The organism is Streptomyces sp. NPDC007907 (assembly GCF_042959365.1).
Lineage (GTDB): Bacteria > Actinomycetota > Actinomycetes > Streptomycetales > Streptomycetaceae > Streptomyces > Streptomyces indiaensis.
Genome location: NZ_JBIBKR010000004.1, coordinates 111872 through 138528, shown reverse-complemented (window position 1 = coordinate 138528; position 26657 = coordinate 111872). Strand labels below are relative to the sequence as shown.

The 26657-nt window shown below is 70.9% G+C and carries 29 protein-coding genes; 13 read left to right on the top strand and 16 right to left on the bottom strand.

Annotated elements, in window-relative coordinates:
- Positions 1-41: 41 nt before the first annotated feature.
- Positions 42-794 carry an MBL fold metallo-hydrolase gene (locus ACFZDI_RS16945; RefSeq protein ID WP_234845640.1) on the bottom strand — a complete coding sequence of 251 codons (753 nt, stop codon included), beginning with the start codon at positions 792-794 and terminating at the stop codon, positions 42-44.
- Positions 795-1006: 212 nt separating this feature from the next.
- Between ACFZDI_RS16945 and ACFZDI_RS16940 the strand changes: the two genes are divergently transcribed.
- Complete coding sequence (locus ACFZDI_RS16940; protein ID WP_234845639.1) at positions 1007-1453, top strand: type II toxin-antitoxin system PemK/MazF family toxin; 447 nt, start codon at positions 1007-1009, stop codon at positions 1451-1453.
- 61 nt (positions 1454-1514) lie between these two features.
- On the opposite strand, the gene ACFZDI_RS16935 is transcribed toward ACFZDI_RS16940, so the two are convergent.
- The 7 genes from ACFZDI_RS16935 to clpS all read right to left on the bottom strand — a co-directional run bounded on the left by ACFZDI_RS16935 (position 1515) and on the right by clpS (position 6383).
- Positions 1515-2465 (bottom strand): PLP-dependent cysteine synthase family protein, encoded by a 951-nt coding sequence (locus ACFZDI_RS16935; protein ID WP_234845638.1) that lies wholly within the window; start codon positions 2463-2465, stop codon positions 1515-1517.
- Between the two features lie 6 nt (positions 2466-2471).
- Entirely contained in the window at positions 2472-2750 is a 279-nt protein-coding gene (locus ACFZDI_RS16930; RefSeq protein ID WP_234845637.1) for a MoaD/ThiS family protein, read from the bottom strand.
- 123 nt (positions 2751-2873) lie between these two features.
- The gene (locus ACFZDI_RS16925; protein WP_311688247.1) at positions 2874-2969 is read right to left on the bottom strand and encodes a putative leader peptide; all 96 of its coding nucleotides are present in this window, start codon (positions 2967-2969) and stop codon (positions 2874-2876) included.
- A gap of 109 nt (positions 2970-3078) precedes the next feature.
- On the bottom strand, positions 3079-3501 hold the full coding sequence (locus ACFZDI_RS16920; protein WP_234845636.1) for a Mov34/MPN/PAD-1 family protein: 423 nt from the start codon (positions 3499-3501) through the stop codon (positions 3079-3081).
- Positions 3502-3633: 132 nt separating this feature from the next.
- Positions 3634-5058, bottom strand: a complete 1425-nt coding sequence (locus ACFZDI_RS16915; protein WP_391251312.1) for an amino acid permease — start codon at positions 5056-5058, stop codon at positions 3634-3636.
- A 366-nt stretch (positions 5059-5424) separates the two neighbouring features.
- Entirely contained in the window at positions 5425-6033 is a 609-nt protein-coding gene (locus ACFZDI_RS16910) for a DUF2017 family protein (RefSeq protein ID WP_391251310.1), read from the bottom strand.
- 32 nt (positions 6034-6065) lie between these two features.
- Positions 6066-6383, bottom strand: a complete 318-nt coding sequence (gene clpS, locus ACFZDI_RS16905) for an ATP-dependent Clp protease adapter ClpS (protein WP_010039975.1) — start codon at positions 6381-6383, stop codon at positions 6066-6068.
- A gap of 107 nt (positions 6384-6490) precedes the next feature.
- Here clpS and ACFZDI_RS16900 point away from each other — a divergent pair, with 107 nt between their 5' ends.
- Both ACFZDI_RS16900 and ACFZDI_RS16895 read left to right on the top strand, forming a co-directional pair.
- Positions 6491-7837, top strand: coding sequence for a nicotinate phosphoribosyltransferase (locus ACFZDI_RS16900; protein WP_391251307.1), 1347 nt, complete (start codon positions 6491-6493; stop codon positions 7835-7837).
- 124 nt (positions 7838-7961) lie between these two features.
- Positions 7962-8552 carry a nicotinamidase gene (locus ACFZDI_RS16895; RefSeq protein WP_234845632.1) on the top strand — a complete coding sequence of 197 codons (591 nt, stop codon included), beginning with the start codon at positions 7962-7964 and terminating at the stop codon, positions 8550-8552.
- Positions 8553-8578: 26 nt separating this feature from the next.
- Here the strand turns inward: ACFZDI_RS16895 and ACFZDI_RS16890 are convergent, their stop codons facing one another.
- Both ACFZDI_RS16890 and ACFZDI_RS16885 read right to left on the bottom strand, forming a co-directional pair.
- The gene (locus tag ACFZDI_RS16890) at positions 8579-8923 is read right to left on the bottom strand and encodes a hypothetical protein (protein WP_234845631.1); all 345 of its coding nucleotides are present in this window, start codon (positions 8921-8923) and stop codon (positions 8579-8581) included.
- A 122-nt stretch (positions 8924-9045) separates the two neighbouring features.
- The gene (locus ACFZDI_RS16885) at positions 9046-11394 is read right to left on the bottom strand and encodes an immune inhibitor A domain-containing protein (RefSeq protein ID WP_391251304.1); all 2349 of its coding nucleotides are present in this window, start codon (positions 11392-11394) and stop codon (positions 9046-9048) included.
- Positions 11395-11810: 416 nt separating this feature from the next.
- Here ACFZDI_RS16885 and ACFZDI_RS16880 point away from each other — a divergent pair, with 416 nt between their 5' ends.
- Positions 11811-12086 (top strand): hypothetical protein, encoded by a 276-nt coding sequence (locus ACFZDI_RS16880; RefSeq protein WP_372486555.1) that lies wholly within the window; start codon positions 11811-11813, stop codon positions 12084-12086.
- Positions 12087-12118: 32 nt separating this feature from the next.
- Here ACFZDI_RS16880 and ACFZDI_RS16875 read toward each other — a convergent pair whose 3' ends face one another.
- Positions 12119-12874, bottom strand: a complete 756-nt coding sequence (locus tag ACFZDI_RS16875) for an RDD family protein (protein WP_391251302.1) — start codon at positions 12872-12874, stop codon at positions 12119-12121.
- Between the two features lie 61 nt (positions 12875-12935).
- Entirely contained in the window at positions 12936-14801 is a 1866-nt protein-coding gene (locus ACFZDI_RS16870) for an RDD family protein (RefSeq protein ID WP_391251300.1), read from the bottom strand.
- Positions 14802-15046: 245 nt separating this feature from the next.
- Here ACFZDI_RS16870 and ACFZDI_RS16865 point away from each other — a divergent pair, with 245 nt between their 5' ends.
- Positions 15047-15457, top strand: coding sequence for an SsgA family sporulation/cell division regulator (locus tag ACFZDI_RS16865; protein ID WP_234845626.1), 411 nt, complete (start codon positions 15047-15049; stop codon positions 15455-15457).
- A gap of 11 nt (positions 15458-15468) precedes the next feature.
- Here the strand turns inward: ACFZDI_RS16865 and ACFZDI_RS16860 are convergent, their stop codons facing one another.
- On the bottom strand, positions 15469-16884 hold the full coding sequence (locus ACFZDI_RS16860; protein ID WP_391251298.1) for an FAD-linked oxidase C-terminal domain-containing protein: 1416 nt from the start codon (positions 16882-16884) through the stop codon (positions 15469-15471).
- A gap of 91 nt (positions 16885-16975) precedes the next feature.
- Between ACFZDI_RS16860 and ACFZDI_RS16855 the strand changes: the two genes are divergently transcribed.
- A complete protein-coding gene (locus ACFZDI_RS16855; protein ID WP_391251296.1) occupies positions 16976-18412 on the top strand; it encodes a tetratricopeptide repeat protein in 1437 nt (478 codons plus the stop codon).
- Between the two features lie 109 nt (positions 18413-18521).
- Here the strand turns inward: ACFZDI_RS16855 and hppD are convergent, their stop codons facing one another.
- On the bottom strand, positions 18522-19667 hold the full coding sequence (gene hppD, locus ACFZDI_RS16850) for a 4-hydroxyphenylpyruvate dioxygenase (protein ID WP_234845623.1): 1146 nt from the start codon (positions 19665-19667) through the stop codon (positions 18522-18524).
- A gap of 123 nt (positions 19668-19790) precedes the next feature.
- Here hppD and ACFZDI_RS16845 point away from each other — a divergent pair, with 123 nt between their 5' ends.
- The 7 genes from ACFZDI_RS16845 to ACFZDI_RS16815 are packed head-to-tail and all read left to right on the top strand — an operon-like array spanning position 19791 to position 24750.
- Positions 19791-20261, top strand: coding sequence for an Lrp/AsnC family transcriptional regulator (locus ACFZDI_RS16845; RefSeq protein ID WP_053669862.1), 471 nt, complete (start codon positions 19791-19793; stop codon positions 20259-20261).
- 19 nt (positions 20262-20280) lie between these two features.
- Complete coding sequence (locus tag ACFZDI_RS16840; RefSeq protein ID WP_234845622.1) at positions 20281-20928, top strand: ABC transporter permease; 648 nt, start codon at positions 20281-20283, stop codon at positions 20926-20928.
- Positions 20921-22180, top strand: coding sequence for a betaine/proline/choline family ABC transporter ATP-binding protein (locus ACFZDI_RS16835; protein WP_234845621.1), 1260 nt, complete (start codon positions 20921-20923; stop codon positions 22178-22180). Before ACFZDI_RS16840 ends, ACFZDI_RS16835 begins: the two co-directional genes overlap by 8 nt.
- Positions 22177-22977: an ABC transporter permease subunit gene (locus ACFZDI_RS16830; RefSeq protein ID WP_391251293.1), complete on the top strand. Its 801-nt coding sequence runs from the start codon at positions 22177-22179 to the stop codon at positions 22975-22977. Before ACFZDI_RS16835 ends, ACFZDI_RS16830 begins: the two co-directional genes overlap by 4 nt.
- A complete protein-coding gene (locus tag ACFZDI_RS16825; RefSeq protein WP_391251291.1) occupies positions 22974-23939 on the top strand; it encodes a glycine betaine ABC transporter substrate-binding protein in 966 nt (321 codons plus the stop codon). Before ACFZDI_RS16830 ends, ACFZDI_RS16825 begins: the two co-directional genes overlap by 4 nt.
- Before the next feature lie 51 nt (positions 23940-23990).
- Complete coding sequence (locus ACFZDI_RS16820) at positions 23991-24563, top strand: helix-turn-helix domain-containing protein (protein WP_391251289.1); 573 nt, start codon at positions 23991-23993, stop codon at positions 24561-24563.
- 16 nt (positions 24564-24579) lie between these two features.
- The gene (locus ACFZDI_RS16815) at positions 24580-24750 is read left to right on the top strand and encodes a hypothetical protein (RefSeq protein WP_391251287.1); all 171 of its coding nucleotides are present in this window, start codon (positions 24580-24582) and stop codon (positions 24748-24750) included.
- Here the strand turns inward: ACFZDI_RS16815 and ACFZDI_RS16810 are convergent.
- Positions 24747-25538: a S16 family serine protease gene (locus ACFZDI_RS16810; RefSeq protein ID WP_391251285.1), complete on the bottom strand. Its 792-nt coding sequence runs from the start codon at positions 25536-25538 to the stop codon at positions 24747-24749. The genes ACFZDI_RS16815 and ACFZDI_RS16810 overlap by 4 nt on opposite strands.
- Before the next feature lie 210 nt (positions 25539-25748).
- Positions 25749-26390 (bottom strand): IclR family transcriptional regulator, encoded by a 642-nt coding sequence (locus ACFZDI_RS16805; protein WP_234845616.1) that lies wholly within the window; start codon positions 26388-26390, stop codon positions 25749-25751.
- Positions 26391-26657: the final 267 nt, after the last annotated feature.

Here is a 26657-nt window from a genome sequence, read left to right as displayed (position 1 = left end):
CCGGGGCCTCGCGGGCACGCGTGGGCCTTCGGGCGGGGCCGTCAGATCTCGTACGTCTGCCCCGGCGCGGCCAGGTCGACCCGGCCGTCGAAGACCTCGCGGGCGTCGACCAGGTTGACCTGGGGGTCCGTCCACGGCGGGATGTGGGTGAGGACCAGGCGGCGGGCACCGGCCCGGGCCGCCGTCTCACCCGCCTCGCGGCCGTTGAGGTGCAGGTCGGGGATGTTCTCCTTGCCGTGCGTGAACGCCGCCTCGCACAGGAACAGGTCGGCGTCCCGGGCCAGTTCGTCGAGCGCGGGGCTCACTCCGGAGTCGCCGGAGTACGTCAGCGTCCGGCCGCCGTGCTCGATCCGGATGCCGTACGCCTCCACGGGGTGGGCCACCCGCTCGGTGTGCACCGTGAAGGGGCCGAGTTCGAACGTGGACGGCTTGACGGTGTGGAAGTCGAAGACCTCGCTCATGGAGGAGGCGGAGGGGGTGTCCGCGTAGGCGGTGGTCAGCCGGTGTTCCGTGCCTTCGGGGCCGAAGACGGGCATCGGATCGCAGCGGCCGCCGTCGTGGCGGTAGTAGCGCGCGACGAAGTACACGCACATGTCGATGCAGTGGTCGGCGTGCAGATGGCTGAGGAAGATCGCGTCGAGGTCGTAGAGACCGCAGTGGCGCTGCAGCTCGCCCAGGGCACCGTTGCCCATGTCGAGAAGCAGCCGGAAGCCGTCGGCCTCGACGAGGTAGCTCGAGCAGGCCGATTCCGCGGACGGGAACGACCCCGAGCAGCCGACGACGGTGAGCTTCATGAAGCAGAAACCTCCGCTGGCGGGATAAGTCTGAGAGGGGCGTCGGGGGTCGTGCGGTCCGTCGAGCGTAAGGCGCAAAACCTCCGGTAGCTCCTCCGCCAAGGCCTGTTGTGGGCGAACTCACCTGTGGTGTCACCGGTTCGGCTGGCAGGGCCGGGGGTGATCCGCGTGAGGGGGGCGCGTGGCAGGGGTGGCGCCGGTAACGTCTCAGTATGGACACGTCCTGGTGGCTGGCGCTCGCCGCGGTGGTACTGCTCGCGCTCATCGCCACGCTCGTCGACGGCTGGGGCCGGGGCAGGCGGCCGACGGCCCGGCGGGGCCGGACGGCCGGGCCCGTGCTCGCGGAGGGCCGGCCGCAGCCGGCGGAGATCTGGTGGGCCGACGTGCCCTACGAGGACGAGAACCGCACGAAGGACCGGCCCTGTCTGGTGCTGGCGGTGCGCGGGGAGCGGGCGACGGTCGCGAAGATCACGACACGGTTCCGTGACGAGCGCAGCGGGGTGATCCCGCTGCCGCCGGGCTCGGTCGGCGACGTCCGGGGCCGCGCGAGTTTCCTGGAGACGGACGAGTTGCGGGAGGTCCCGGTGTGGGGTTTCCGGCGGCGGGTCGGCGTGGTGGATCCGACGCTGTGGGACCAGGTGCGCTACCTGGCGGGCTGATCCGCACGAGCGAAGGGGCTGGAGTCGCGACTCCAGCCCCTCGGTGTGTCCGTGCCGACCGTCACGCCCAGAGCTGGCCCTGGAGCGTGTCGATGGCCTCCTCCGTCGTGGCGGCGGTGTAGACGCCGGTCGAGAGGTACTTCCAGCCGCCGTCGGCGACGACGAAGACGATGTCGGCAGGCTCTTGGGCCTTGACGGCCTTCTTGCCGACGCCGATCGCGGCGTGCAGCGCGGCACCCGTGGAGACGCCGGCGAAGATGCCCTCCTGCTGGAGCAGCTCGCGGGTGCGGGTGACGGCGTCCGCGGAGCCGACGGAGAAGCGGCTGGTGAGGACGGACGCGTCGTACAGCTCGGGGACGAAGCCCTCGTCGAGGTTGCGCAGGCCGTAGACCAGGTCGTCGTAGCGCGGTTCGGCGGCGACGATCTGGACGTCCGGCTTGTGCTCGCGCAGGAAGCGGCCGACGCCCATGAGGGTGCCGGTGGTGCCGAGGCCGGCCACGAAGTGCGTGACGGACGGCAGGTCCGCGAGGATCTCGGGGCCGGTCGTGGCGTAGTGGGCGCCCGCGTTGTCGGGGTTGCCGTACTGGTAGAGCATCACCCAGTCGGGGTGCTCGGCCGAGAGCTCCTTGGCGACGCGCACGGCGGTGTTGGAGCCGCCCGCCGCCGGGGAGGAGATGATCTCCGCACCCCACATGCCCAGCAGGTCCCGGCGTTCCTGCGAGGTGTTCTCGGGCATCACGCACACGATGCGGTAGCCCTTGAGCTTCGCCGCCATCGCCAGGGAGATGCCGGTGTTGCCCGACGTCGGCTCGAGGATGGTGCAGCCCGGGGTCAGACGGCCGTCCTTCTCCGCCTGCTCGATCATGTGCAGGGCCGGACGGTCCTTGACCGATCCCGTGGGGTTGCGGTCCTCCAGCTTCGCCCAGATGCGGACGTCTGCGGACGGCGACAGCCGCGGCAGGCGCACCAGGGGGGTGTTGCCGACCGCGGCCAGGGGGGAGTCGTAGCGCATCGCCGATCAGACCATGCCGCCGGCCACGGCCGGCAGGATCGTGACGTTGTCGCCGTCCGACAGCTTGGTGTTGATGCCGTCGAGGAAGCGGACGTCCTCGTCGTTCAGGTAGACGTTGACGAAGCGGCGCAGCTGGTCGCCGTCCACGATGCGGGCCTGGATGCCCGCATGCCGGGTCTCGAGGTCGGTGAACAGCTCGGCGAGGGTGTCCCCGGTGCCCTCCACGGCCTTCTGGCCGTCGGTGTAGGTGCGGAGGATGGTGGGGATGCGGACCTCGATGGCCATGGCGTAGGGCTCCTGTCGGAAGGTGTCGTCGGGTGGTGGCGCGCGGCGGCGCGGGGGTGCGTGGTCGTACGCAGGCGGAGCGGTTCGCCGCGGCTCACTGGCCGTACGGCGGCAGGCGCCGCGTCAACAGATGGCGCTGGCGAGCCTGCACAGGTCGACGTGCAGCCGCGCCACGAGCAGATCGCCCGGCGTCTTTTCGCTCACGTCGTGGAAAACCATGGGGTCATCGTATCGATTCCCGACCGGGCCCCCGGAGTGTGATCCCACACTTCGGACGGAATTCATCCGCATGTCGAGATCGTGGAGTTCAGGGCGGGCTCAGGCGGGATCAGTACGCCTGGACGATCTCGACGTCCTCCTCGGTGACCTGGCCCTCGACGATCCGGAAGGAACGGAACTGGAACGCGCCGGCCCCGTCGGTGTCGGCGGTGGAGACCAGGACGTAGTGGGCGCCGGGCTCGTTGGCGTAGGAGATGTCGGTGCGCGAGGGGTAGGCCTCGGTGGCGGTGTGGGAGTGGTAGATGACCACCGGCTCCTCGTCGCGGTCATCCATCTCGCGGTAGAGCTTGAGCAGGTCGCCGGAGTCGAACTCGTAGAACGTGGGCGACATGGCCGCGTTCAGCATGGGGATGAAGCGCTCGGGGCGGTCCGAGCCGGCCGGTCCGGCGACGACGCCGCACGCCTCGTCGGGGTGGTCCTTGCGCGCGTGGGCGACGATCTGGTCGACGAGGGCCTGGGTGATGGTCAGCATGCTCGCCAGGATAAGCAGAAGGGCCGTTCCGTACCGAGGGTTGGTACGGAACGGCCCATATGCCGGACGCCCTGAGCGGCGGCCGCAGGGAGTGCCACGAGTACTCCCTGCGGCGGGCGTCCCGCGGGTTGGTCAGCCGACCTGCTCGAGCTCCGGGTCGCGGCGCTCGGTGAGCTGCGGGTTGCGGCGCTTGAGGAGCGCCCAGCCGATGCCGAGAGCGACGGCCCAGCCGGCGGCGACGTACAGGCAGACCCGGGCGTCCTTGTCGTAGGCGATCATGAAGGTCACGCCGATGAGGAAGAGGAGCGCGACCCAGCTGAACAGGGCTCCGCCGGGGGCCGGGAAGGCCGAGGCGCGCAGCCGGCCCGCGTCGACCGCGGCGCGGTAGCGGATGTGGCTGACGAGGATCATCATCCAGGTCCAGATGCCGGCCGCGGTGGCGACGGAGGTGACGTAGAGGAACGCCTTCTCCGGGACGACGTAGTTCAGGACGACGCCGATGCCCATGAGCGCCACGGAGACGGTGATGCCGACGGCGGGCGTCTTGCGGGCGTTGAGCTTGCCGAACGCCTGCGGGGCCTCGCTGTTGGCGGCCAGGTCGCGCAGCATGCGGCCGGTGGAGTACATGCCCGAGTTGCAGGACGACAGGGCCGCGGTGAGCACGACGAAGTTGACGATGCCCGCGGCGAGCGGGATGCCGATCTTGCCGAAGGCGTGCACGAAGGGGCTCTCGCCGGCGGAGAACTCGGTCCACTTGACGACGGAAAGGATCACCAGCAGGGCGCCGACGTAGAAGACGATGATGCGCCAGGGCAGGGTGTTGATGGCCTTGGGCAGGGTCTTCTCGGGGTTCTCGGACTCGCCCGCGGTGACGCCGACGAGCTCGACGGCGAGGTAGGCGAACATGACGCCCTGGAGCGTCATCAGGCTGGAGCCGATGCCGTTCGGGAAGAAGCCGTCGTGCGCCCAGAGGTTGGAGACGGTGGCGGTGTCACCGGCGTCGGAGAAGCCGAGGGTGAGCACGCCGAGGCCGATGACGATCATGCCGATGATGGCCGTGACCTTGATCATCGAGAACCAGAACTCGACCTCGCCGAAGATCTTGACGGAGATCAGGTTGACGCCGAAGAGCACCACCAGGAACACCAGGGCGCTGACCCATTGCGGGATCTCGGGGAACCAGAAGTTGATGTAGATCGCGGCGGCCGTGAGCTCGGCCATGCCGGTGACCACCCACATGAGCCAGTACGTCCAGCCCGTGACGAACCCGAAGAACGGGCCGAGGAACTCGCGGGCGTACTCGGCGAAGGAGCCGGAGACCGGACGGTAGAGCAGCAGCTCGCCCAGGGCTCGCATGATGAAGAAGATGATCACGCCCGCGAGGGCGTACATGAGGATGATGCTGGGCCCGGCCTTGGCGATGTTCGCCCCGGCTCCCATGAAGAGGCCGACGCCGATGGCGCCGCCGATCGCGATCATCTGGACCTGACGGCTGCCGAGTCCGCGCTCGTAGCCCTCTTCAGGTGCTTTCTCCGTGTCGACCTGCGCAGAGGTCATGTGTGGTGCGCCTTTCTCCATGCCGACCCGGGCCTCTCGTCGGCCTCGGATCGGGTTTCGATCCCCCCGGAATGAATGGAGCTGAGCGGGCCCGCGAGCCCGCTCGTGCCTGGCCGGCGGTTGCCGGCTCGGTGGCGCACCCGGCCGAACATTCGGGTGGTGTTCTGCCGGGCGGTCGTGAAGATTTATCACGCCCGCAACACTGATCACGAGAGCGCGATGTGGCGCACGACATAGGTAAAAGCAGACAAAACGCACTCGAAGTGGCCATAGAAGGCGCGTGCGGTGATGCGATCGTTATCCGGATTTGAGTGTCCTCTGAGCGAACACCATCCGGTCACCCGCCGGTCACAGAACCTGCACCGATCAGGGCATAAGGGTGCCGACCAGCGTTTCTTGGAGTCCACCCAGCCACAGGTAGGCCATCACCATCGGCTTGCGCGGGTCGTCGTCCGGAAGGCGGTAGAGGAGGTCGGTGTCCTCGTCGTCGGTGATCTCCAGCCGGGAGCCGATCGCGAGCCGCAGGTCGTTCAGGGCTGCGAGCCACTGCTGGGACTCCGCCGGTGACAGCTTCAGCACCGCGCCGCCCTCACCGGCCGAGGCCGAGGAGAGCGCGTCGAGGGAGCGGATCACGGCGAGGGCGCTGTCGCGCTTGCCGGCCCGCAGGTCGTTCTCGGTGTAGCGGCGGAATTCCGCGGAGAGCGCCCGCTGCTCCTCGGCGTCCCGCGGCGAGGCGGGCTGCTCGGGGTCGCTGTAGGCGTCCGGGAAGAGCCGCCGCAGCACCGGGTCGCTGGGCGGCTCGCTCGGGCCCTCGGCGAACAGCTCGGCGAGCGGGTCGTCGGGGGCGCCCTCGGCGGGGCCGGGGCCGATGAGCTGCAGGAGCTGGACGGCCAGCGACCGGATGATGGAGATCTCGACGTCGTCGAGGGCGACGGCCGCGCCGCCGTCGGGGAGCGGTTCGAAGGTTCCGGGCATGAACGCCTTTTCGCTGCTGGGCGGGATGCTGGCTACTTGCGGTCCTGCTGGAGGGTGGCCCACAGGCCGTAGCCGTGCATGGCCTGCACGTCGCGCTCCATCTCCTCGCGGCTGCCGCTGGAGACGACCGCCCGGCCCTTGTGGTGGACGTCGAGCATGAGCTTGGTGGCCTTGTCCTTGGAGTAGCCGAAGTACGTCTGGAAGACGTACGTCACATAGCTCATGAGGTTGACCGGGTCGTTGTGGACGATGGTGACCCACGGGACGTCCGGCTCGGGTACGGCGAAGACCTCCTCCGCCGACTCGGTGCGTTCGATCTCCAGGGGCGCGGGTGACGTCACACTGCCCATGCTGCCACCCGAGGGGGGTAGTCGCACAAACGGGCCTGGCCGTAAGGCGATCGCGGGTCCGCGGACCGCAATCGTCAGATTGACGAAATGGGGGTACGCTCATCATCATGAACACAGCGGACCTTGGGCTGCCGGTGGAGGTTCCCTCGACGGCGCTCTTCACGGACCAGTACGAGCTGACGATGCTGCGGGCCGCCCTGGAGGCGGGCACGGCCGAGCGGCGGAGCGTGTTCGAGGTCTTCACCCGGCGGCTGCCGAACGGGCGCCGCTACGGCGTCGTCGGCGGCACCGGCCGGGTGCTGGACGCGGTGGAGAACTTCCGCTTCGACCCGCCCGTGCTGGCCTTCCTGCGCGAGCGGGGGATCGTCGACGAGGCGACCCTGGAGTGGCTGGCCGGCTACGGGTTCTGCGGCGACATCTGGGGCTACCCCGAGGGCGAGGTGTACTTCCCGGGCTCGCCGATCATGCGGGTCGAGGGCACCTTCGCCGAGTGCGTCCTGCTGGAGACCGTGATCCTGTCGATCCTCAACCACGACTCGGCGATCGCCGCGGCCGCCTCGCGCATGTCGGCGGCCGCCGGTGACCGGCCGCTGATCGAGATGGGCGCCCGGCGCACCCACGAGCTGGCGGCGGTGGCGGCCTCCCGGGCCGCCTACGTCGGCGGCTTCGCGACCACCTCCGACCTCGCGGCCGGCTTCCGCTACGGCATCCCCACCGTGGGCACCTCCGCGCACGCCTTCACCCTGCTGCACGACAGCGAGCGGGACGCCTTCCAGGCCCAGGTGCGCACGCTGGGCCGCGGCACCACGCTGCTGGTGGACACCTACGACGTCGCCGAGGCGGTCCGCACGGCCGTGGAGGTCGCCGGGACCGAGCTGGGCGCGGTACGGATCGACTCCGGCGACCTGCTGCTGGTGGCGCACCGGGTACGCCAGCAGCTCGACGAGCTGGGCGCCACCGAGACGAAGATCGTCGTGACCTCGGACCTGGACGAGTACGCGATCGCCTCACTGGCGGCGGCGCCGGTGGACGCGTACGGCGTCGGGACGCAGCTGGTGACCGGCTCCGGCCACCCCACGTCCTCGATGGTCTACAAGCTGGTCGCGCGGGCCGAGTCGACCGACCCGCAGGCACCGCTGGTGCCGGTGGCGAAGAAGTCCACCGGCGGCAAGACCTCCGTCGGCGGGCGCAAGTGGGCCGCACGGCGGCTGGACTCCTACGGGGTCGCCGAGGCCGAGGTGATCGGCACCGGGCCGGTGCCGGGCGAGCTCGCGGACCGGCAGCTCCTGGTCGAGCTGGTCAAGGGGGGCGAGGTGGTGGCGCGTGAGCCCCTGGACGCGGCGCGCGAGCGGCACACGAGGGCGCGCGCGGGTCTGCCGATGTCGGCCACGCAGCTCTCGCGCGGGGAGCCCGTCCTGCCCACGGAGTACCTGCACGACAGCTCGGGTAGCTAATTGCGGTGTGCCGTGATGCGCCGAGTCGCGACCCCTCCCGCCCGCTCCCCCTTGTCCCTAGGCTCGGTGGTTCAACGGCCGGGCTTGCCGACCTCATAGACCTCATAGCCGAAGGACACCGACCATGCGCCGCGCCTTGATCGTCGTCGATGTGCAGAACGACTTCTGTGAGGGGGGCAGCCTCGCGGTGTCCGGCGGTGCCGACGTGGCCGCCGCCGTCACGGAACTGATCGGTCAGGCCGCCGGGTCCGGGTACCAGCACGTCGTGGCCACCCGCGACCACCACATCGCCCCCGGCGGGCACTTCTCCACCAACCCGGACTACGCCCGCTCCTGGCCCGCGCACTGCGTCGCCGGCACGGAGGGCGTCGGCTTCCACCCCAATTTCGCCCCCGCGGTCGCCTCCGGCTCGATCGACGCGGTCTTCGACAAGGGGGCGTACTCGGCGGCGTACAGCGGCTTCGAGGGCACCGACGAGAACGGCACGCCCCTGGCCGAGTGGCTGCGCTCCCGCGACGTCACCGAGGTCGACGTGGTCGGCATCGCCACGGACCACTGCGTGCGGGCCACGGCCCTGGACGCCGCCCGCGAGGGCTTCCGTACGCACGTCCTGCTGGACCTGACGGCCGGAGTCGCCCAGGAGAGCACCGAGCGGGCCCTGGAGGAGCTGCGCGGGGCGGGTGTGGAGCTGTCGGGCAAGCCGATCGTGCAGTAGCCCGCGACCGACCCGGCACGGGTCGCTCAGGTGTGGGCCGTCGGGCGCCGCAGCAGGGCCCTGATCGGGCGCCACAGCTCCTGGACCAGGTCCGGGCTCGACGCGACACCGTTGTCGGGGGCCGTGCGCCATATGAGGCCGTCGGGGTGGTGCAGGACCGCGGTGATCTCGTCGGGGGTCGGCGGGGCGGCGTTGCCGCGCAGGTAGACCGACCGCAGACCGAGGTTGCGGAGCCTGGTCAGGGCCCGGGCGCGGTTCACGGAGTGGACGAGGACCCGGACGGAGCCGGGGCCGTCGGCGGCGGGGCTGGGCAGGTTCAGTGCCACCACCACCGTGCCGTTCGGCAGTTTGCAGAAGCCTCCTGCGGCCATGCGCTCATCCCCCCGTGTCGGTCGGTGTCAATAAGAGAGCCACAGGACGCACCTAAACACGGATCGGCGGTGACCCGCCAGTGGGTCACCGCCGATCATGTTCTGACCTGCAAGGACGCGGATTACCTACCCGCGGCGCCGACCTCCAGCTCGATCGTCGAGCCGTCCTTGGCCTCCTTGAGGATCTTGATCTTCGTGTTGGTGTCAGTGATCTTGACGCCCGCGGTCGGGTTCGACTCGTCGTAGTAGTCGTTCTTCCGGTCGTTGAAGACCGAGACGCCCTTCGAGCCCGGGATGTACTTCGCCACGTCCGCCTTGTGCAGCGTCATGCCGTCGGTGCGGTAGAGGCTGAACGGCGAGTCGTAGGCCTGGATGCGGTTGCGCATCAGCGTGCCGTCGGCCCACTTCAGCTGGTCCGGGTGCGAGTCGATCGGCAGGACCAGTCCGGTGCCCTTGTGCTGGCTGGTGTTGTTGTCCGCCTGGGAGGTGTCCCACTTCCAGATCAGCAGGCCGTTCTGGTACGCGTAGTGCTCCACCCAGTCCGGGCGCGCCGTGAAGCCGAAGTTGTACGGGCCGACCTTCAGCGTCTTGTCGTACGACACGTACTGACGGTTCTCGGCGATGTAGTACTGCGCGTAGTCCTTGGTGAAGGACGCGCCGATGCGGGAGAAGCCGTTGGCCTTCCACGCGGCGTCCGCGCTCTCGGCGTTGTCGGAGAAGACCGGCGTGCCGTCGGCGGTCACCGTGATCGAGTCGGCCGCGAAGCCCTTCTGGGCCACGCCGCCGTCGGTCTGGTAGCGGAAGCGCAGGTCGATCTCCTTGCCGGCGTAGGCGTCGAGCGGGAAGGCGAGCTTCTTGTAGCCGTCGACCGTGCCGGTCAGGACCGGCTTGTCGCTGCCGTCGCGCGGGATCGGCTGGCCGTCCACCGTGCCGTCGAGAGCGGTCCAGTTGGCGCCGCCGTCGGTCGAGACCTCGGTGTAGAGGTAGTCGTAGTTGGCCTCGATGTCGTACCAGCCGTCGAGGGTCAGCTGCGCCTTCGACTTGCCGGTGAGGTCGACCGAACGCGTCAGCGTGTTCTTGAGGTTGTCACCGCTGCCGCTCCACCACTGGGTCTTGCCCTCGGCGGGGGCGACGATCTCGGTGGTGACCGCCTTCTTGGGCAGGTCGACGACCAGGGCCTGCTTGTGCTTGGTGTTGTACTCGGCCACGCCCAGCTTATGCCAGGAGTTGACGCCGGCCTTGGCCTTGTCGTAGTTCAGCCAGCCGAGCTGCAGCTTGTCCCAGGCGGTCATGTCGCCGGGCAGGTCGCCGATCTCGTTCTTGCCGGTGCCGAGCCAGGAACCGGACGACATCAGCGTCCAGAAGCCGGTGGAGTTCTCGCCACCCGAGGTGTCGTAGTGGTCCGGCAGACCGAGGTCGTGGCCGTACTCGTGGGCGTAGACGCCGAGTCCGCCGTTCTCCGGCTGGACGGTGTAGTCGCCGACCCAGATGCCGGTGTCGCCGATCTTCGCGCCGCCGAGCTTGTTGTTCTCGGGGCCGGTGGCGCCGGCGTCGGTGCCGAAGGCGTACCAGCGGTGGGCCCAGATCGCGTCGGTGCCCTGGGCACCGCCGCCCGCGGACTCGTCCTCGCCCGCGTGCACGATCTGGAAGTGGTCGATGTAGCCGTCGGGCTCGTTGAAGTCGCCGTCGCCGTCGAAGTCGTAACGGTCCCACTCGTCGAACCGGGCGACGTCCGCCTTGATCTGGGCGTCGGTGCGGCCCGCGGCCTTCTGCTGCGCGACCCAGGCGTTCAGACCGTCGCTGACGACGTTCCACACGCTCGGGCAGTTGGTGTCACCGCAGGCATTGTTGCCGTAACGGGCCTCGTTGTAGGGGACCTTGACCCAGTCGGAGACCTCGCCGTCGACGGAGTAGCGGCCCGAGGACTGCTTCTCGTAGTAGGTCTTGACCGAGTCGACGCCCTTGCCGTGACCGAAGTACAGGTCCTGGAAGTACTCCTGGTCGTAGTCGGCCCTCCACGCCGTGGAGTTGTCCTTCTTGCGGTCGGGCTTGGGGATCGCGTTGTGCAGCGGACCCGCGGTGCCGCCGAAGCGGCTGTCGACCTTGTCCCCGAACTCGACCAGGATCGTGAAGATCTTGTCGGTCTTCTCGCGGCCGAGTTCGACGTACTTGTCGTCGCCCTTCTTGCCCTTGAGCTGGACGACCTTCGAGCCCTCGCGGTTCTTGACCTTGCTCTTGCCCGATATGACCTGCTTCAGGGCCTCCTGGCGCTGAGCGTCCTGCGTCTTGCTCAGCGGGCCTTCGAGGTCGTGCTCGTCGTGGTGACGATCCGCCGGGTCGTGCCGGTCCACGGTGGTGGACCGGGGGGCCGAGGCGTCGTCGGCCACCGCGTAGGTGGAGGCGGTGGCAGTGGCCGCCGTGAGCGCCACGCTTATGGCGGCCGCTCTGAACGTCCAGGTTCTACTGGTCACTTGAGATCCTCCCCCGCGTTCGCTGCGCGCGGCAGGCGGGGTCCCGGTCATGGAAGTCCGCGCGCGCGTGATCAACGCGTGTAGTCAAGTGACGACATTTGACTAGAGGTTTAGAAGAAAAGACAGACCTTGACTTGGACAGGTCAAGTGCACTATACGGAGGCAACGTTCGTTTTGCGGACAACCAAACGGTTGTCCCATGGCCCTCCCACCGGCCGTGCGGGCGCGTGCATCTGTCCACTTGGTGGACGTCATGACTCCGTGCGCCCCCTGTGCACCGCCCTTGTTGGTTAGGTCACGCTTACCGCCGGTTCCGGTCGGGCACCCTGCCCGAGAGAATGTCGTTCGGCAGAACGCCCGGAAGCCGGCGGAATGCCAGGCCGACACCCCGTGGACCACCCACTTTCGAGGACATGATGGCCATGCCCCGTCCGACTGCCGCACAGCTCGCCTACGGCTCGTGCACCGTGATCCTCTCGACCCTCGCCATGCTGCTGCTGTCCCAGACGCGTTCGGGTGCGGGGATCGCGGTCATCGCCCTCGCGGCGCTCGCCCTGGGACTGCTGGTCGCCATGACGGTCCCCCTGCCGAAGCGCCCGGCCGCGGTGGAACAGCCCGCGCCCGTCGAGCCGCTCCGGGCCTCTGTCCCGGCGCCGGCCCCGGAGCCGGTGCGTGAACGGGCGGCCTCCTGAGCGCCCGCTGACCGTTCCTCACCGCCTCTCGTTCACCCACTGCTCCCCTTGGTGCTGACCACGACCGTCTTGGCGGCCTTGTCGTGCAGGCCCTGCTTGTAGGGCCGGTCGAAGTAGCTCCAGCCGCCCGAGACCGCGATCCAGAAGCAGAAGCAGCAGAAGGCGAACGGGATCCACAGCACCGCGGCCCGCGTCAGCGCCATCTGCACGGAGGGCGTCGCACCGTTGTCCAGGTTGGCCACGCGCATGCGCAGCAGCTGCTTGCCGAGGGTCTGGCCGTTCCTCACGGTCATGGCGGTGTCGTAGGCGATGTAGAGGACGGCGGCGACCGCCGCCTGCCAGAGCGACTTGCCGACCTCGATGCGGTCGCTGTCCACGTCGTACTCGTCGATGTTCAGGGCCCAGGTGAGCAGCCAGACGACGGCACCCACCAGGATCATGTCGATGATGCGCGCGAGCGTGCGCAGGACGCTGTCGGCGAGCGGGGGCATGCCGGCGAGGGGGTCGGTGGGGTAGGGGCCACCGCCGTAGGGACCGCCGCCCGGGGGAACGCCACCGCCCGGGGGGACTCCGCCTCCTGGGGGACCGTCACCGAAGCCGCCGCCCGGGCCGCCGGCAGGACCTCCGGGGCCACCGGGACCGTCCTGGCCGCCGCCCCCGTACGGCGGGGGTTCGTTGCCGTGAGGTGCTCCCGTGCCCTCGCCCGGAGGCTCGTTCGGGGGGCGCTTCCTGAACGGGTCGTCTTCCGGCGGTTCCGGACCGGGGCCGGGGGGCGGTTCACTGCTCATGGCCCGAGTCGACCGCGAACCCCCGGGCTCCGCATCCGGCGGACGGCTGTCCGAGGGAGCCTCAGCCCGCCACGAACGTGTGCGCCGCCTTGTCGTGCCAGCACTGGCGCCAGGGCCGGTCGAAGAGGCACCAGGCGACGCCGACGATCCCGACGACGAGGAGCCCGGGCACGCTGTAGACCAGCCAGCGGCGCAGGGCCGCACCGAACTCCGGGGAGTCGTGCGCCTCGATGTCCCGCACTTCGAGGCCCATCAGCTTCTTGCCGAGCGTGCGGCCCCACTTTGCGGTCGGCAGCACCTCGCACAGGACACCGGCGACCAGCAGGACCGCAAGGATGATGCCGAGGTAGACGGAAGTGGTGCCGTCGAGCAGCCAGACCGTGACGGTCTCGCCGGAGAGCCTGGCCGCGTCGATCTTCTCGTTGACGTGGTCGATCGCCGCGGTGCCGAGCGGTACGGCGGCCGTGGCGGTGAGGGCCGCGAGGACGACGGTGTCCAGCAGCCGGGCGGCCAGGCGCTTGCCGAGCCCGGCGGGGCGGGCCTCCGCCTGGCGCCGGGCCGCCGCCTGGAACACGTCCTCGACCGGTGGTTTCCAGGGCGCGACGGGCTGCTCGTCACCGCCGCCGGCTCCGGCCAGCCGGTGCACCTGCTGCGCCCAGGAGGACTGGCCGCCGCCGGGACCCGGGCTGAGCGGGGTGCCGGACGGGGAGGCGGCGGGCGGGGCGGCGCCGGGTCCGCCGGACTGCGGAGGGACGGTGGGTGCCGCCTGGGGTCCGGACAGTGCGGTCGGGGCGGACCCGGAGGCCGCCGCGCCGGCGCTCCCGGCCCCTGCCTGCGCGGCGGCCGCCTTGCCGGCGCCGAAACCGGGGCCCGCGGGACCGCTCCCGGAACCGTTCGGCCCTGCCTGCGGGCCGAACGCGGGTCCCGACGGGCTCCCGCCGGAGCCCGCCGCACCGGGCCCGCCGCCGAAGGCGGACGCCGCGCCGCCCGAGCCGGCCGGCCCGAAGACACCGCCGGACGCTCCGCCCTGCGCGCCGAACCCGGACGCCGCCGGGCCGCCGCCCGGTCCGCCCGCACCGGCCGGTCCGAAACCCGGACTCGGAGAACCGCCCCCGGAGCCACCGGCACCGCCCTGCGCACCGACGCCTGACGCCGCCGAGCCGCCCGGGCCACCCGCACCCGCACCCGCACCCGCACCCGCACCCGCCGGACCGAAACCCGGCCCCTGAGCACTGCCGCCGGACCCGGCCCCGGCCGCGCCGCGGTTCCCGGCTCCCGGTCCCCCGGCCGGTGCCGCACCACCGTCCGCCCCCGGGCGCGGGGACACTGCGCGGAACGTCATCGTGCCGTCGTCGGACGCGTCGGCCGGTGTTCCGCCCCCGGACTTCCCCATCGGGCGGCGGAACACGAACGTGCTGCCCGCTGCCGCGGCGCTCGCCTCCAGGTCGGCCGGAGAGGCGTCAGCCGTGCCGTCGGCACGTGCTGACTCCCCGTCGGGCCGCCGGTCGGCGTGCGGGAGCCTCGGATCGGCGCCCTGGACACTCTGAGCGCCCTGCGGCGCACCCCACGAGACACGGCGGTCCTGGTCGCCGCCGAAGCCGGACTGCCGGGAGCGGTCGGCGCCCCAGGCGGAGGCCGGTTCGGGACGGCTGCCGTGCTGGACGTCGGCGGCGGACGGCGACTCGGACGGCTCCTCGACCGGGTCCTCGTCGAAGAAGTGCGGGCCGGTCTCCTCGACCGGGGCGGGCTGCGCCGCACCCGCTCCGGGCGGCGGCGCGAGCGACTCGCCCTCACCGGGCGCCGGACGGCTGGTGCCCGGCACCCAGGAAGCACCGTTCCAGTACCGGACATATCCAGGAATGGAAGGGTCCGGGTAATACCCTTCGCGGGGCCTGTCGTCACCGGGGGCCGGGGTTGGGGCGCTCATGTCCGTCGTCCCGTATCTGCTCGGGGGCCAAATGGGGGTCTCCACATCTATCAGACGAGCGCAAGCCCCACGGCCGCTCCCACCGGACCCGACCCTTTCGAGCACCGATGTGCTACGCACCGCACCGCCGCCGCGGATCCCCGCGCGAAAAACTTCCGGCAAGGCGCGTAATGCCGCGGCCCCGGCCCGCTCTCTCCTCCTGACCGGCCCGCAACGGGCAGCCGTCAGGAGAAGGGAAGACCGCCATGCACACCGTCGTGGAGCGGGAACTGGAGCTGCAGCTCGTCCTGTCGCCCGAACGCAGGGTCGCGGTGCCCGCCCGGCTCGGGTATCTCAGCGACGACCCCTACGCCGTCCACGTCACCTTCCACATCGACACCCGGCACCCGGTGCACTGGATGTTCGCCCGGGACCTTCTGGTGGAAGGCGTGTTCCGGCCCTGCGGGCAGGGGGACGTGCGGGTGTGGCCGACGAAGACGGAGGGGCGCGGCGTCGTGCTGATGGCGTTCAGTTCGCCCGACGGGGACGCCCTGCTGGAGGCTCCGGCGGCGGCGGTGTCGGCCTGGCTGGAGCGCACGCTGCGGGTGGTCCCGCCGGGGACGGAGGACGAGCAGCTCGGGCTGGACGACGAGCTGGCCCAGTTGCTCGCCCAGTGAGCGCGAGGTTCTCAGAAGAGCTTGCCCGGGTTCAGGATGTTCAGCGGGTCGAAGGCCTGCTTGACGGCCCGTTGCATCTCCATGCCCACGGGGCCGATCTCGCGCGCCAGCCACTCCTTCTTCAGGACGCCGACGCCGTGCTCGCCGGTGATGGTGCCGCCCAGTTCCAGGCCGAGCGCCATGATCTCGTCGAAGGACTCACGGGCGCGCCGGGACTCGTCGGGGTCCGCCGGGTCGAAGCAGACCGTCGGGTGGGTGTTGCCGTCGCCCGCGTGGGCGACGACGCCGATGGTGAGCCGGTACTTCGCGGCGATCCGGTCCACCCCTTCGAGCATGTCGCCGAGCCGGGAGCGCGGCACGCACACGTCGTCGATCATCGTCACGCCCTTGACCGCCTCCAGCGCGGTGAGCGACAACCGCCGGGCCTGGAGCAGCAGTTCGGACTCGGCCACGTCGTCGGCGGGCACGACCTGGATGGCACCGGCCGCTTCGCACAGGGCGCCGACGGCGGCGAGGTCGGCGGCCGGGGCGGTGGTGTCGAACGCGGCCAGCAACAGGGCCTCGGTGCTCTCGGGGAGGCCCATCTGCGCCATCGTGTTGACGGCCTTGACCGTCGTACGGTCCATGAGTTCGAGGAGCGAGGGGACGTGGCCGCCCTCCATGATGCGGCAGACGGCGTCGCAGGCCGCGGCGGCGGAGGCGAACTCGGCGGCCAGCACCAGCTGGTCGGGCGGTTTGGGGCGCAGCCCGAGGACGGCCCGCACGACGATGCCGAGCGAGCCCTCGGAGCCGACGAACAGCCGGGTCAGGTCGTAGCCGGCGACGCCCTTGGCGGTGCGGCGGCCGGTGGACATCAGGCGGCCGTCGGCGAGGACGACGTCGAGGCCGAGGACGTACTCGGCGGTCACGCCGTACTTGACGCAGCACAGGCCGCCGGAGGCCGTGCCGATGTTGCCGCCGATGGTGCACATCTCCCAGCTGGAGGGGTCCGGCGGGTAGGAGAGGCCGTGTGCGCCGACGGCCCGGGACAGGGCGGCGTTGACCACGCCCGGTTCGACGACGGCGATGCGGTCGACCGGGTTGATCTCCAGGATCCGGTCCATCTTCGTCAGGGAGAGCACGATGCAGCCGTCGGAGGCGTTGGCGGCGCCGGACAGTCCGGTGCGGGCGCCCTGCGGGACGACGGGGACGCGCAGGGCGGTGGCGGTGCGCATCACGTGCTGGACCTGCTCGGCCGTGCGGGGCAGCACGACCACGGCCGGGATGCCGGCCGGGCAGAAGCTCGCCATGTCGTTGGCGTAGGAGGCCGTGACGTCCGGGTCGGTGAGGACCGCTTCGGCGGGCAGGCCGCCGAGCAGCAGGTCCACGAGGTCGCCGGTCGCCGTGGTGTCCTCGGAGCGGGACGCTTCGATACGGCTCATGATCACAGGTTCGCACCCGGGGCCATCGGTGTGAACCCCGTCGGCGGCACCCTTCGGCTGCCCGGGTGGGTGGTCGTGCTGACGCACAGTGAGCGCCATGGAGAACCAGCAGGAGGGCCCGGTGGGGCCGGAGACCGGCCGGAAGCGCCGGGTGCGCTCACGGCCGGTGCTGATCGCCGCCGTCGCGGGGTGTGCGGTGCTGGGCGGGGTGCTGGTGCTGCTGCCGCGTGAGCGGCCGGCCGGGCCCGCCGCGCCGGCTCCGGGGGCGCCGGCCATGGCGGCGCTCGACAGCGGGGTGCCGGCCGCGCTGCCCGACCTGGGGGAGCTGATCGACGAGCGGGCCCGGGCCGTGCGCGAGCGGCCGGGGGACGCGACGTCCTGGGCGGTGCTCGGGACGGCCTACGCGGAGCGGGGGCGGCGCCTGGCGGACCCGGCGTACTACCCGCGGGCCGAGAAGGCGCTGCGGACATCGCTGAGGGTGCGGCCGCAGCGCAACACCCGGGCCCTGGCGGGTCTTGCCGCGCTGTCGCTCGCCCGCCGGGACTTTCCCGCCGCGCGCCGGTGGGTTGAGGCGGCGCTGGAGCTGGAGCCGCGGCGGTGGACGACGTATCCGCTGCTCATCGACGCGTACACCGGGCTCGGTGACCAGAATGCGGCCAAGCGGGCGCTGGACCGGCTGACCGGGTTGCACTCGGGTCCCGCCGTGCTGGCGCGGGCGGCGGCCGTCTACCGGGACCGGGGCCGGCGAGAGGACGCGGCGGCCTCGCTGGCGGACGCGGTGGCGGGCGCGCGGGATCCCGCCGAGCGGGCCGCCTATCTGGAGCAGGCCGGGCGGCTGGCGTTCGAACGGGGGGAACCCGACGTCGCGCTGCGGCACTTCAGGGAGGCGGTCCGCCTCGACGCCGGCCAGCGGGCCGCGCAGGCCGGGCAGGGTCGTGCCCTGGCCGCCCTCAGCCGGCCGACGGAAGCCCTGGGCGTCTACCGGGCGGCTCTCGCCCGGCAGCCATGTCCGCTGTACGCGCTGGAGCTGGGCGAGTTGTACGAGTCGCTGGGCCGGCCGGCGGCGGCCCGGGTGCAGTACGGGCTGCTGCGGGAGCGGGTGCGGGCAGCTGCCACGGGCGGGGCCGACGAGGAACTGGTGCTGGGGCGGTTCGAGGCCGACCACGGCGATCCGGGGGCGGGGGTACGGCGGTTGCGGGCGGAGTGGAGGCGCCGGCCCGTAGCGGAGGTCGCCGACGCGCTGGGGTGGGCGCTGCACCGGGCCGGGGAGTCCGTGGAGGGCCTGCGGTTCGCGCTGGTGGCGACGGATCCGGTGCGCGGGGGCGGGGTGTACGACGCGGTGGCCATGTACCACCGGGGCATGATCGAGCGGGAGCTGGGCCGCGACGGCGCGGCCCGCCGCCACCTCACGGAGGCCCTGCGGATCAACCCGCACTTCTCCCCGCTGGGGGCGCCCGCGGCCCGGACGGCACTGGAGGCACTGGGCGAACCGCCGGACGAAGAGGTGCCGGAGATGGACGGCGGGGCGGGATAGCCGGGCACGGCCGGCACACACCGCCACCACCGGGCCGCCCGTCCGGGGCGGCACGGGTGCGGGTCGCGCGGGTGCCCCGTGACACCCGCACGACCCGGGGGTGCGGCGGCTACAGGTTGCCGCGGCGGTCCTGCTCGCGCTCGATCGCTTCGAACAGGGCCTTGAAGTTGCCCTTGCCGAAGCCCATCGAGCCGTGGCGTTCGATGATCTCGAAGAAGACGGTCGGACGGTCCTGGACCGGCTTGGTGAAGATCTGCAGCAGGTAGCCGTCCTCGTCGCGGTCGGCGAGGATCTTCAGCTCGCGCAGGGTGTCGATCGGGACACGGGTCTCGCCGACCCACTCCCCCAGCGTGTCGTAGTAGGAGTCGGGCGTGTTGAGGAACTCGACGCCGGCCGCGCGCATCGTGCGGACCGTCTGGACGATGTCGTTCGTGTTCAGCGCGATGTGCTGCACGCCCGCGCCGCCGTAGAACTCCAGGTACTCGTCGATCTGGGACTTCTTCTTGGCGACGGCCGGCTCGTTGATCGGGAACTTGACCTTGAGCGTGCCGTCGGCGACGACCTTCGACATCAGGGCGCTGTACTCGGTGGCGATGTCGTCGCCCACGAACTCCTTCATGTTCGTGAAGCCCATCACCTTGTTGTAGAAGCCGACCCATTCGTTCATGCGGCCGAGTTCGACGTTGCCGACGCAGTGGTCGATCGCCTGGAAGGTGCGCTGCGCGGGCGGCTCCACGATCGGCTCGGCGGCGACGTAGCCGGGCAGGTAGGGGCCGTCGTAGCCGGAGCGGTCGACCAGGGTGTGGCGGGTCTCGCCGTAGGTGGCGATGGCGGCCAGGACAACCGTGCCGTGCTCGTCCTTCAGCTCGTACGGCTCGGCGACCGAGCGCGCGCCGTGCTCCAGCGCGTAGGCGTACGCGGCCCGCGCGTCCGGGACTTCGATGGCGAGGTCGACCACACCGTCGCCGTGCTCGGCCACGTGCTGCGCGAGGAAGTGGCCCCAGTCGGTGGTGGGCTTGATGACCGAGGTGAGGACGAAGCGGGCGGAGCCGTTCTCCAGGACGTACGCGGCGGTCTCACGGCTGCCGTTCTCCGGTCCGGAGTAGGCGACCAGCTTCATGCCGAAGGCGGTGGAGTAGTAGTGCGCCGCCTGCTTGGCGTTGCCCACGGCGAAGACGACCGCGTCCATTCCCTTGACCGGGAAGGGGTCGGCCTGCCGGGCGGTGTCGGGAGTGTGGTCTGTGGTCTGCGTCATAGCCGCAGGGTCTCCCTGCCCGGCAAGGTGCGCAATAGTTTGTGTTCTGAATGAGCAATCTGTTCAGCGATACGGCCGTATCGGCGGCCCTTCTGTACAGGATGACCATGCCGGGAGGCTGCTGTGGCGATCGATCATCTGGACGGCCGGATCATTCTGCTGCTGGCCCGGGAGCCGCGGATCGGGGTGCTGGAGATGTCCCGGCGGCTGGGGGTGGCCCGGGGCACCGCGCAGGCGCGGCTGGACCGGCTTCAGTCGAACGGAGTCATTCGCGGATTCGGTCCGCAAGTCGATCCGGCCGCGCTCGGCTATCCGGTCACGGCGTTCGCCACGCTGCAGATCCGGCAGGGGCAAGGGCCCGACGTACGGGCCCATTTGGCGACCGTGCCGGAGGTGCTGGAGCTGCACACGACCACCGGCACCGGGGACATGCTGTGCCGTCTCGTGGCCCGCTCCAACGCCGATCTCCAGCGTGTGATCGACCGGGTCGTCGGTTTTGATGGCATCGTCCGGGCCTCCACGGCGATCGTCATGGAGAACCCCGTTCCGCTGCGGATCATCCCGCTCGTGGAGCAGGCCGCGGAGGAGACCTGACGTGTAGGGGTGAGCGCGTGTGAACTTCTGGGAGTACCTGGTCAACCGGCACCAGCAGCTGCTCACGGACGCCTACCAGCACGCGAGCGTGGTCTTCCAGTGCATGGTCGTGGCGACCGCGCTCGGGGTGCTGATCGGCGTGGTCACGTACCGCAGCGAGTGGGCCGGGAACCTCGCCACCACGACCACCGCCACCATCCTGACCGTGCCGGCGCTCGCCCTGATCGGTCTGCTCATCCCCCTCGTGGGCCTCGGCGTGCCGCCCACGGTGATCGCGTTGACGCTGTACGGGCTGCTGCCGGTCGTGCGCAACGCGATCGTCGGGCTGCGCGGGGTGGATCCGGCTCTGGTGGACGCGGCCACGGGCATCGGGATGTCCCGGCCGGCCCGGCTGCTGCGGATCGAGCTGCCGCTGGCCTGGCCGCCCATCCTGACCGGGATCCGCGTCTCCACCCAGATGCTGATGGGCATCGCGGCCATCGCGGCGTACGCCTCCGGCCCCGGACTCGGCAACGTCATCTTCCGCGGCCTCGCCTCGCTGGGCAGCGCCAACGCGCTCAACCAGGTCCTCGCGGGCACGCTCGGCATCATCATCCTGGCGCTGCTGTTCGACGCCGCGTACGTCCTGATCGGGCGGCTGACCATTCCCAGGGGGATCCGTGCCTGAGACCGGCGACCACGGCGCCTCGATCGAGCTGGAGAACCTGACCAAGCGCTACCCCGGCAGTGCGCAGCCGGCCGTGGACAACGTGAGCATGCAGATCAAGGCGGGCGAGGTCGTCGTCTTCGTCGGCCCCTCGGGCTGCGGCAAGTCGACCACGCTCAAGATGATCAACCGGCTGATCGAGCCGACCGGCGGCCGTATCAGGATCGGCGGCGAGGACGTCACCGACATGGACCCGGTCAAGCTGCGCCGCAAGGTCGGCTACGCCATCCAGTCCGCCGGGCTCTTCCCGCACATGACGGTGGCGCAGAACATCGGGATCGTCCCGAAGATGATCGGCTGGTCGAAGCCGCGGATCAGGGAGCGCACCGAGGAGCTCCTCGACCTGGTCGGCCTCGACGCCGCGGAGTTCCGCGGCCGCTACCCGCGCCAGCTCTCCGGCGGGCAGCAGCAGCGCGTGGGGGTGGCCCGGGCCCTGGCCGCCGATCCCCCGGTGCTGCTGATGGACGAGCCGTTCGGGGCGGTGGATCCCATCACCCGGGACCACCTCCAGGACGAGCTGATCCGGTTGCAGTACGAGCTGCACAAGACGATCGTGTTCGTCACCCACGACTTCGACGAGGCGATCAAGATCGGCGACCGGATCGCCGTGCTGCGCGAGCGGTCGCACATCGCGCAGTTCGACACCCCCGAGGCGATCCTGACGAACCCGGCGGACGACTTCGTGTCCGGGTTCGTGGGCGCCGGCGCCGCACTGAAGCGGCTGAACCTGACCCGCGTCCGGGACGTGGAGATCACCGACTGTCCGACGGTCACGGTCGACGACCCGCTGCAGCAGATCTTCAACCTGCTGCGGACCAGCGGCAGCAACGAGATCCTGCTGCTCGACCGGCGCCGCCGCCCCTACAAGTGGCTGCGGCGCGGCGATCTGATGCGGGCCCGGGGCTCACTGGCCCGCGCCGGGACCCTGGTGCAGGCCACGGTCAGCCTGGACGCCACCCTGCGGGACGCGCTGGAGGCGGTGCTCACCGACAACGCGGGGCGGGTGGTGGTGACCGGGCGGCGCGGCGAGTACACGGGCGTCGTCGACATGGAGACGCTCATCAACTCCGTGCACGAGTTGCTGGAGGCCGACCGGCTCGACGCGATGGAGCACCAGCACGAGCTGGAGTCGCTGCGGGCCTCGCAGACACACGCGGAGCAAGAGGGGGCCTCAGGCCCGGCGGGCGTGACCGGCCCGGGAGGAGAACGGTGACGGCCACGGAGGTCGAGGAGCCCTCCGAGCCGGTCGCGGAAGCGTCCCGGACGGAGCGCCCGCCCTCGCGCCTGACCTGGCAGAAGCTGACGTTCCTGCCGGTCGCCCTGATCGCCGTGCTGCTCGCCACCTGGCTCTGGTTCCAGCAGGCCGACCTGGACGCGCTCACCCGCAACGCCCTGTCGGGCGGCCAGGTCACCAAGGCGCTGTGGCAGCACATCCAGCTGACCGTGATCTCCACGTTCTTCGTGCTGATCATCGCGATCCCGCTGGGCATCCTGCTGACCCGCGGGGCGATGAGCAGGGCCACGCCGGTGGCGATGGCGTTCGCCAACGCGGGCCAGGCGACCCCGGCGATCGGCCTGCTCGCCCTCCTGGTGATCTGGCTGGGCATCGGCCGCAGGGCCGCCCTGATCGGCATGATCGTCTACGCCATCCTGCCGGTGCTCTCCAACACGATCACGGGCCTGAGGGCGAACGACCCGACCCTGCTGGAGGCGGCCCGCGGCATCGGCATGTCCCCCTCGGGGGTGCTGCGGAGGGTGGAACTCCCGCTCGCGGTCCCGCTGATCCTCGCGGGCGTGCGTACGGCCCTCGTCCTCAACGTCGGTACGGCGACCCTGGCGGTGTTCGGCGGGGGCGGCGGTCTCGGTGTGCTGATCACGACCGGGATCACCAACCAGCGAATGCCGGTGCTGGTGCTGGGCTCGGTCCTCACGGTGGTGCTGGCGCTGCTGGTGGACTGGCTGGCCTCGATCGTCGAACTGCTGCTGCGGCCACGGGGGTTGCAGCCGTGAGGGGGCGTACGCGCCTGGCGGCCGCGGCCCTGCTGCTGGCGGCGGCCGGCTGTGGCCTGACCAGCGGCTCCCCCCTGACCGACGATGTGAAGCCGGGGTCGATCGGCCGGGGCGAGCCGTTGAAGGGGGCGCACCTGACGGTGACGTCGAAGTCGTTCACCGAGCAGCTGATCCTCGGCTCGATCATGGGCATCGCGTTCGAGGCGGCCGGCGCCGACGTGATCGACCGCACCGGCATCCAGGGGTCCATCGGCAGCCGCGAGGCGGTCCGCAAAGGTGACGCGGACGCCGGGTACGAGTACACGGGCACGGCGTGGATCACCTACCTCGGGCACAGCAAGCCGATCACCGACCCGCAGGAGCAGTGGGAGTCGGTGAGGAAGGAGGACGCGGGCAACGGGCTGGTCTGGCTGCCGCCGTCGAAGCTCGACAACACGTACGCGCTGGCGATGAACCAGCAGAACGCGAAGAAGTACGGCACGAAGACCATGTCGGACGTGGCGAAGCTGTCGAAGTCCGACCCGGGGGCCGTGCAGCTGTGCGTGGAGGTCGAGTTCGCCAACCGGGCGGACGGGCTGCCGGGCATGCAGAAGGCCTACGGCATGAACGTGCCGGCGCGGAACATCACGCAGATGGACACCGGGATCATCTACACGCAGACCGCGAAGGGCAACTGCACGTACGGGGAGGTGTTCACCACCGACGGGCGCATCAAGTCGATGAACCTGGTGGTGATGGACGACGACAAGAAGTTCTTCCCCAACTACAACGCCGCCCCGATGATCAACGCCAAGACCCTGAAGGAGTGGCCGGCGATCGCGGAGGTCCTGAACCCGGTGACGGCGAAGCTGGACAACTCCGTGGCGCAGACGCTGAACGCGAAGGTGGATGTGGACGGGGAGGATCCGCATCAGGTGGCGCTGGACTGGATGGTGCGGGAGGGGTTCGTCAAGGAGGGGTGAGTTACAAAGAGACCGTTGCAAAGGGAGCTTTGCAACGCTACCTTTGCATACATGCCCGACGAACCAGCTCCCCGTCTGCTCGACGCCCGCTCCCTGCGCGGCCTGGCCCATCCCCTGCGGATGCAGCTGCTGGTCGCACTGCGCCGCGGCGGGCCCGCAACTGCCTCCCAACTGGCGGAGAAACTCGGCGAGTCCAGCGGCTCTACTAGCTATCACCTACGGCAACTCGCCGCGCACGGTTTCGTCTCCGACGCCCCGGAGCTGGGCAAAGGACGGGAGCGCTGGTGGAAAGCGGTGGACCGGGGCGTCCAGATCGACGAGACCCTGATCCAGGACCCTGATCCGGCCGTACGGGGTGCCGTCGCCTTGTTCCGGTACGAGATCGCCAACGTGCACACCCAGGAGATCTCGACCTGGCTCGGCAACACGAGTGAGTGGGGCGAGGAGTGGGACGGCGCCACCGACCTCAGCGACTTCACGCTGCGGCTCACTCCTGAACTCGCCCGTGAGCTGGTCGGCAAGATGCACGACCTCGTCCAGAGCTACCGCCCCCTGCCCGAGGACACCCCGGGCGCCGAGACGGTACGCGTCCACACGCACGTCTTCCCCAGTCAGACGACGTAGTGAAAGGCCATCGCCCATGCACCCGGACATCCACCTGGCCCTGCACCACGCCCGCGCCGCCGAGCTCCGTGCCGAGACCGAACCCCGTCCGGCGCAGCGCCACGCACTCCGTACGCGACTGGGCTGGACCCTCGTAGAAGTCGGGCTGAAACTCGCCACCCGGCCGGGGCCGCTCCCCGCCCACTAACAACTCGGCACGGAGCCCTTGCCCGTCTCCAGGGCCACCAGGGAACTCACCGTGCTCTTCAGGGTGGTCACCGGGATCAGCCGCAGCCCCTTCGGAAGCTCGGCGCGAGCGTCCCCGCACTCCGCCTTGGGGACCAGGAACACCGTCGCCCCGTCCCGCTTCGCGGCCTGCGTCTTGAGGGCGACGCCCCCGACCGCACCGATCCGGCCGGCCGCGTCGATCGTGCCCGTACCGGCGATGACCCGGCCGCCGGTCAGATCCCCGCCCGTGCCGTCGCCGTCGAGCTTGTCGACGATGCCGAGGGAGAAGAGCAGCCCCGCACTGGGCCCGCCCACGTCCGCGAGCTTCAGACTGACCTCGACGTCCTCGTCGTCGAGACCGAGGTACCCCAGCGCGGCCTGCGTCGCCGCGTCCTGGGACTCCTTCATCTGCTCCTCGTTGTGCCGCTCGATCTCCTTGACGCTGTCCCCGCTCGGGTAGACGGAGTCGCGCGGCATGACCGCCTGGTCGGTGCGGAACCAGCTGTCGATGACGTCGGGGAGCGAGACCCGGGTGTCCGGGGAGGTCGCCTCGATGGTGGTCATCCGCAACTGGCCCTCGGTCTCCCGGACCGGCGCACCGGAGATGGTGATCACCTCCGCGCCCTTGTTCTCGCCGAGCACGTTCGCCGTCAGGCCCGGCTGCGCCACCGAGAACGGCAGCGGCGCGAACACCGCCGTCGCGAACAGGGCCACGACGGGCAGGGCGCAGACGGCGATGGCCTGGGGGCGCGTGAGGCGAGAGAACACGGGATCAATCTAACGCGGAGGCGCGATACCACCGGGACCAGGGCGCCGGGGGCTCGGCAGCCGCAGGCCGTCGGCGCCAGGCCTCCAGGCGGCCGGTGCGTGAGGTCGCAGGCGCCGCGAGGCTTTCGGGCCGCCCGCGTGGGGGAGGCCGCAGGCCTTCAGCGCAGGGCCGCTGGGGTCGCCGGGCGAGGGGGCCGCGGCGCGCGTTGGTCAGCGGAGGGCTTCCGCGACCTCGCGGGCCGCGTCGACGACTCGGGGGCCCACCCGTTCCGGTACCGCCTCCGCCAGCATCACCACGCCCACGCTGCCCTCGACGCCCGTCACGCCCAGCAGCGGTGCCGCCGCCCCCCAGGCACCTGCCTCCAGCTCCCCGTGGGTCAGCATGTAGCCGGGGTCGCTCATCGGGTGCTGCCGGGCCGCGAGTATCGCCTTGCCGGCGGCGCCCCGGTCCAGCGGGTGCCGGAAACCGGCGCGGTAGGCGACGTGATAGTCCGTCCAGGTCGGTTCCACGACGGCCACGGCCAGCGCGTCCGCCCCGTCGACCAGGGTCAGGTGCGCCGTCGCGCCGATGTCCTCGGCCAGTGACCGCAGCGCCGGCATCGCGGCCTCCCGCACCAGCGGATGTACCTGACGCCCGAGCCGCAGCACGCCGAGCCCGACCCGGGCACGTCCGCCGAGGTCACGGCGTATGAGGGCATGCTGTTCCAGCGTGGCGAGCAACCGGTACACGACGGTCCGGTTCACACCCAGCCGGAGGGAGAGTTCGGTCACGGTCAGCCCGTGGTCCGTGTCGGCGAGCAGCTTGAGGACCCGCAGTCCCCGGTCGAGCGTCTGAGAGGTCTCCGCGGTCACGACGCCCACTCCTTAGTGGTGAGGTCGGCGGCTCCCCGGTCGGCGAATGCGTCACCGAGTCCCGTCGGTCACGCGCTTCAGAGGCCGCCGATCGGTCGGCGGCCCGGCCTGTCCGGACCGCGTCGCTTCACGGCTGCGCTCCGCGGCGGCGCTGCCACGGGGCGTGTGCGTAGCCGGACAGTAGCGAAGCAGGTTCGCTGAGCGGAAGTCTCCGTCCAGAATCCGGGCAGGGGTCAGGGCGTGGTGTCGGTATTCGGGCGGTTTGCG

Bases quoted from the DNA above. Each gene is read 5' to 3' on its own strand.
- ACFZDI_RS16935 (WP_234845638.1), bottom strand. From the start codon at position 2,465: ATGCGCTACGACTCCCCCCTGGCCGCGGTCGGCAACACCCCCCTGGTG.
- ACFZDI_RS16915 (WP_391251312.1), bottom strand. From the start codon at position 5,058: ATGACCTCTGCGCAGGTCGACACGGAGAAAGCACCTGAAGAGGGCTAC.
- ACFZDI_RS16940 (WP_234845639.1), top strand. From the start codon at position 1,007: ATGGACACGTCCTGGTGGCTGGCGCTCGCCGCGGTGGTACTGCTCGCG.
- ACFZDI_RS16875 (WP_391251302.1), bottom strand. From the start codon at position 12,874: ATGAGCAGTGAACCGCCCCCCGGCCCCGGTCCGGAACCGCCGGAAGAC.
- ACFZDI_RS16820 (WP_391251289.1), top strand. From the start codon at position 23,991: ATGCCCGACGAACCAGCTCCCCGTCTGCTCGACGCCCGCTCCCTGCGC.
- ACFZDI_RS16855 (WP_391251296.1), top strand. From the start codon at position 16,976: ATGGAGAACCAGCAGGAGGGCCCGGTGGGGCCGGAGACCGGCCGGAAG.
- ACFZDI_RS16890 (WP_234845631.1), bottom strand. From the start codon at position 8,923: ATGGCCGCAGGAGGCTTCTGCAAACTGCCGAACGGCACGGTGGTGGTG.
- hppD (WP_234845623.1), bottom strand. From the start codon at position 19,667: ATGACGCAGACCACAGACCACACTCCCGACACCGCCCGGCAGGCCGAC.
- ACFZDI_RS16870 (WP_391251300.1), bottom strand. From the start codon at position 14,801: ATGAGCGCCCCAACCCCGGCCCCCGGTGACGACAGGCCCCGCGAAGGG.
- ACFZDI_RS16815 (WP_391251287.1), top strand. From the start codon at position 24,580: ATGCACCCGGACATCCACCTGGCCCTGCACCACGCCCGCGCCGCCGAG.
- clpS (WP_010039975.1), bottom strand. From the start codon at position 6,383: ATGGGCAGTGTGACGTCACCCGCGCCCCTGGAGATCGAACGCACCGAG.
- ACFZDI_RS16925 (WP_311688247.1), bottom strand. From the start codon at position 2,969: ATGGTTTTCCACGACGTGAGCGAAAAGACGCCGGGCGATCTGCTCGTG.
- ACFZDI_RS16895 (WP_234845632.1), top strand. From the start codon at position 7,962: ATGCGCCGCGCCTTGATCGTCGTCGATGTGCAGAACGACTTCTGTGAG.
- ACFZDI_RS16910 (WP_391251310.1), bottom strand. From the start codon at position 6,033: ATGCCCGGAACCTTCGAACCGCTCCCCGACGGCGGCGCGGCCGTCGCC.
- ACFZDI_RS16900 (WP_391251307.1), top strand. From the start codon at position 6,491: ATGAACACAGCGGACCTTGGGCTGCCGGTGGAGGTTCCCTCGACGGCG.
- ACFZDI_RS16920 (WP_234845636.1), bottom strand. From the start codon at position 3,501: ATGCTGACCATCACCCAGGCCCTCGTCGACCAGATCGTCGCCCACGCG.
- ACFZDI_RS16865 (WP_234845626.1), top strand. From the start codon at position 15,047: ATGCACACCGTCGTGGAGCGGGAACTGGAGCTGCAGCTCGTCCTGTCG.
- ACFZDI_RS16945 (WP_234845640.1), bottom strand. From the start codon at position 794: ATGAAGCTCACCGTCGTCGGCTGCTCGGGGTCGTTCCCGTCCGCGGAA.
- ACFZDI_RS16930 (WP_234845637.1), bottom strand. From the start codon at position 2,750: ATGGCCATCGAGGTCCGCATCCCCACCATCCTCCGCACCTACACCGAC.
- ACFZDI_RS16880 (WP_372486555.1), top strand. From the start codon at position 11,811: ATGGCCATGCCCCGTCCGACTGCCGCACAGCTCGCCTACGGCTCGTGC.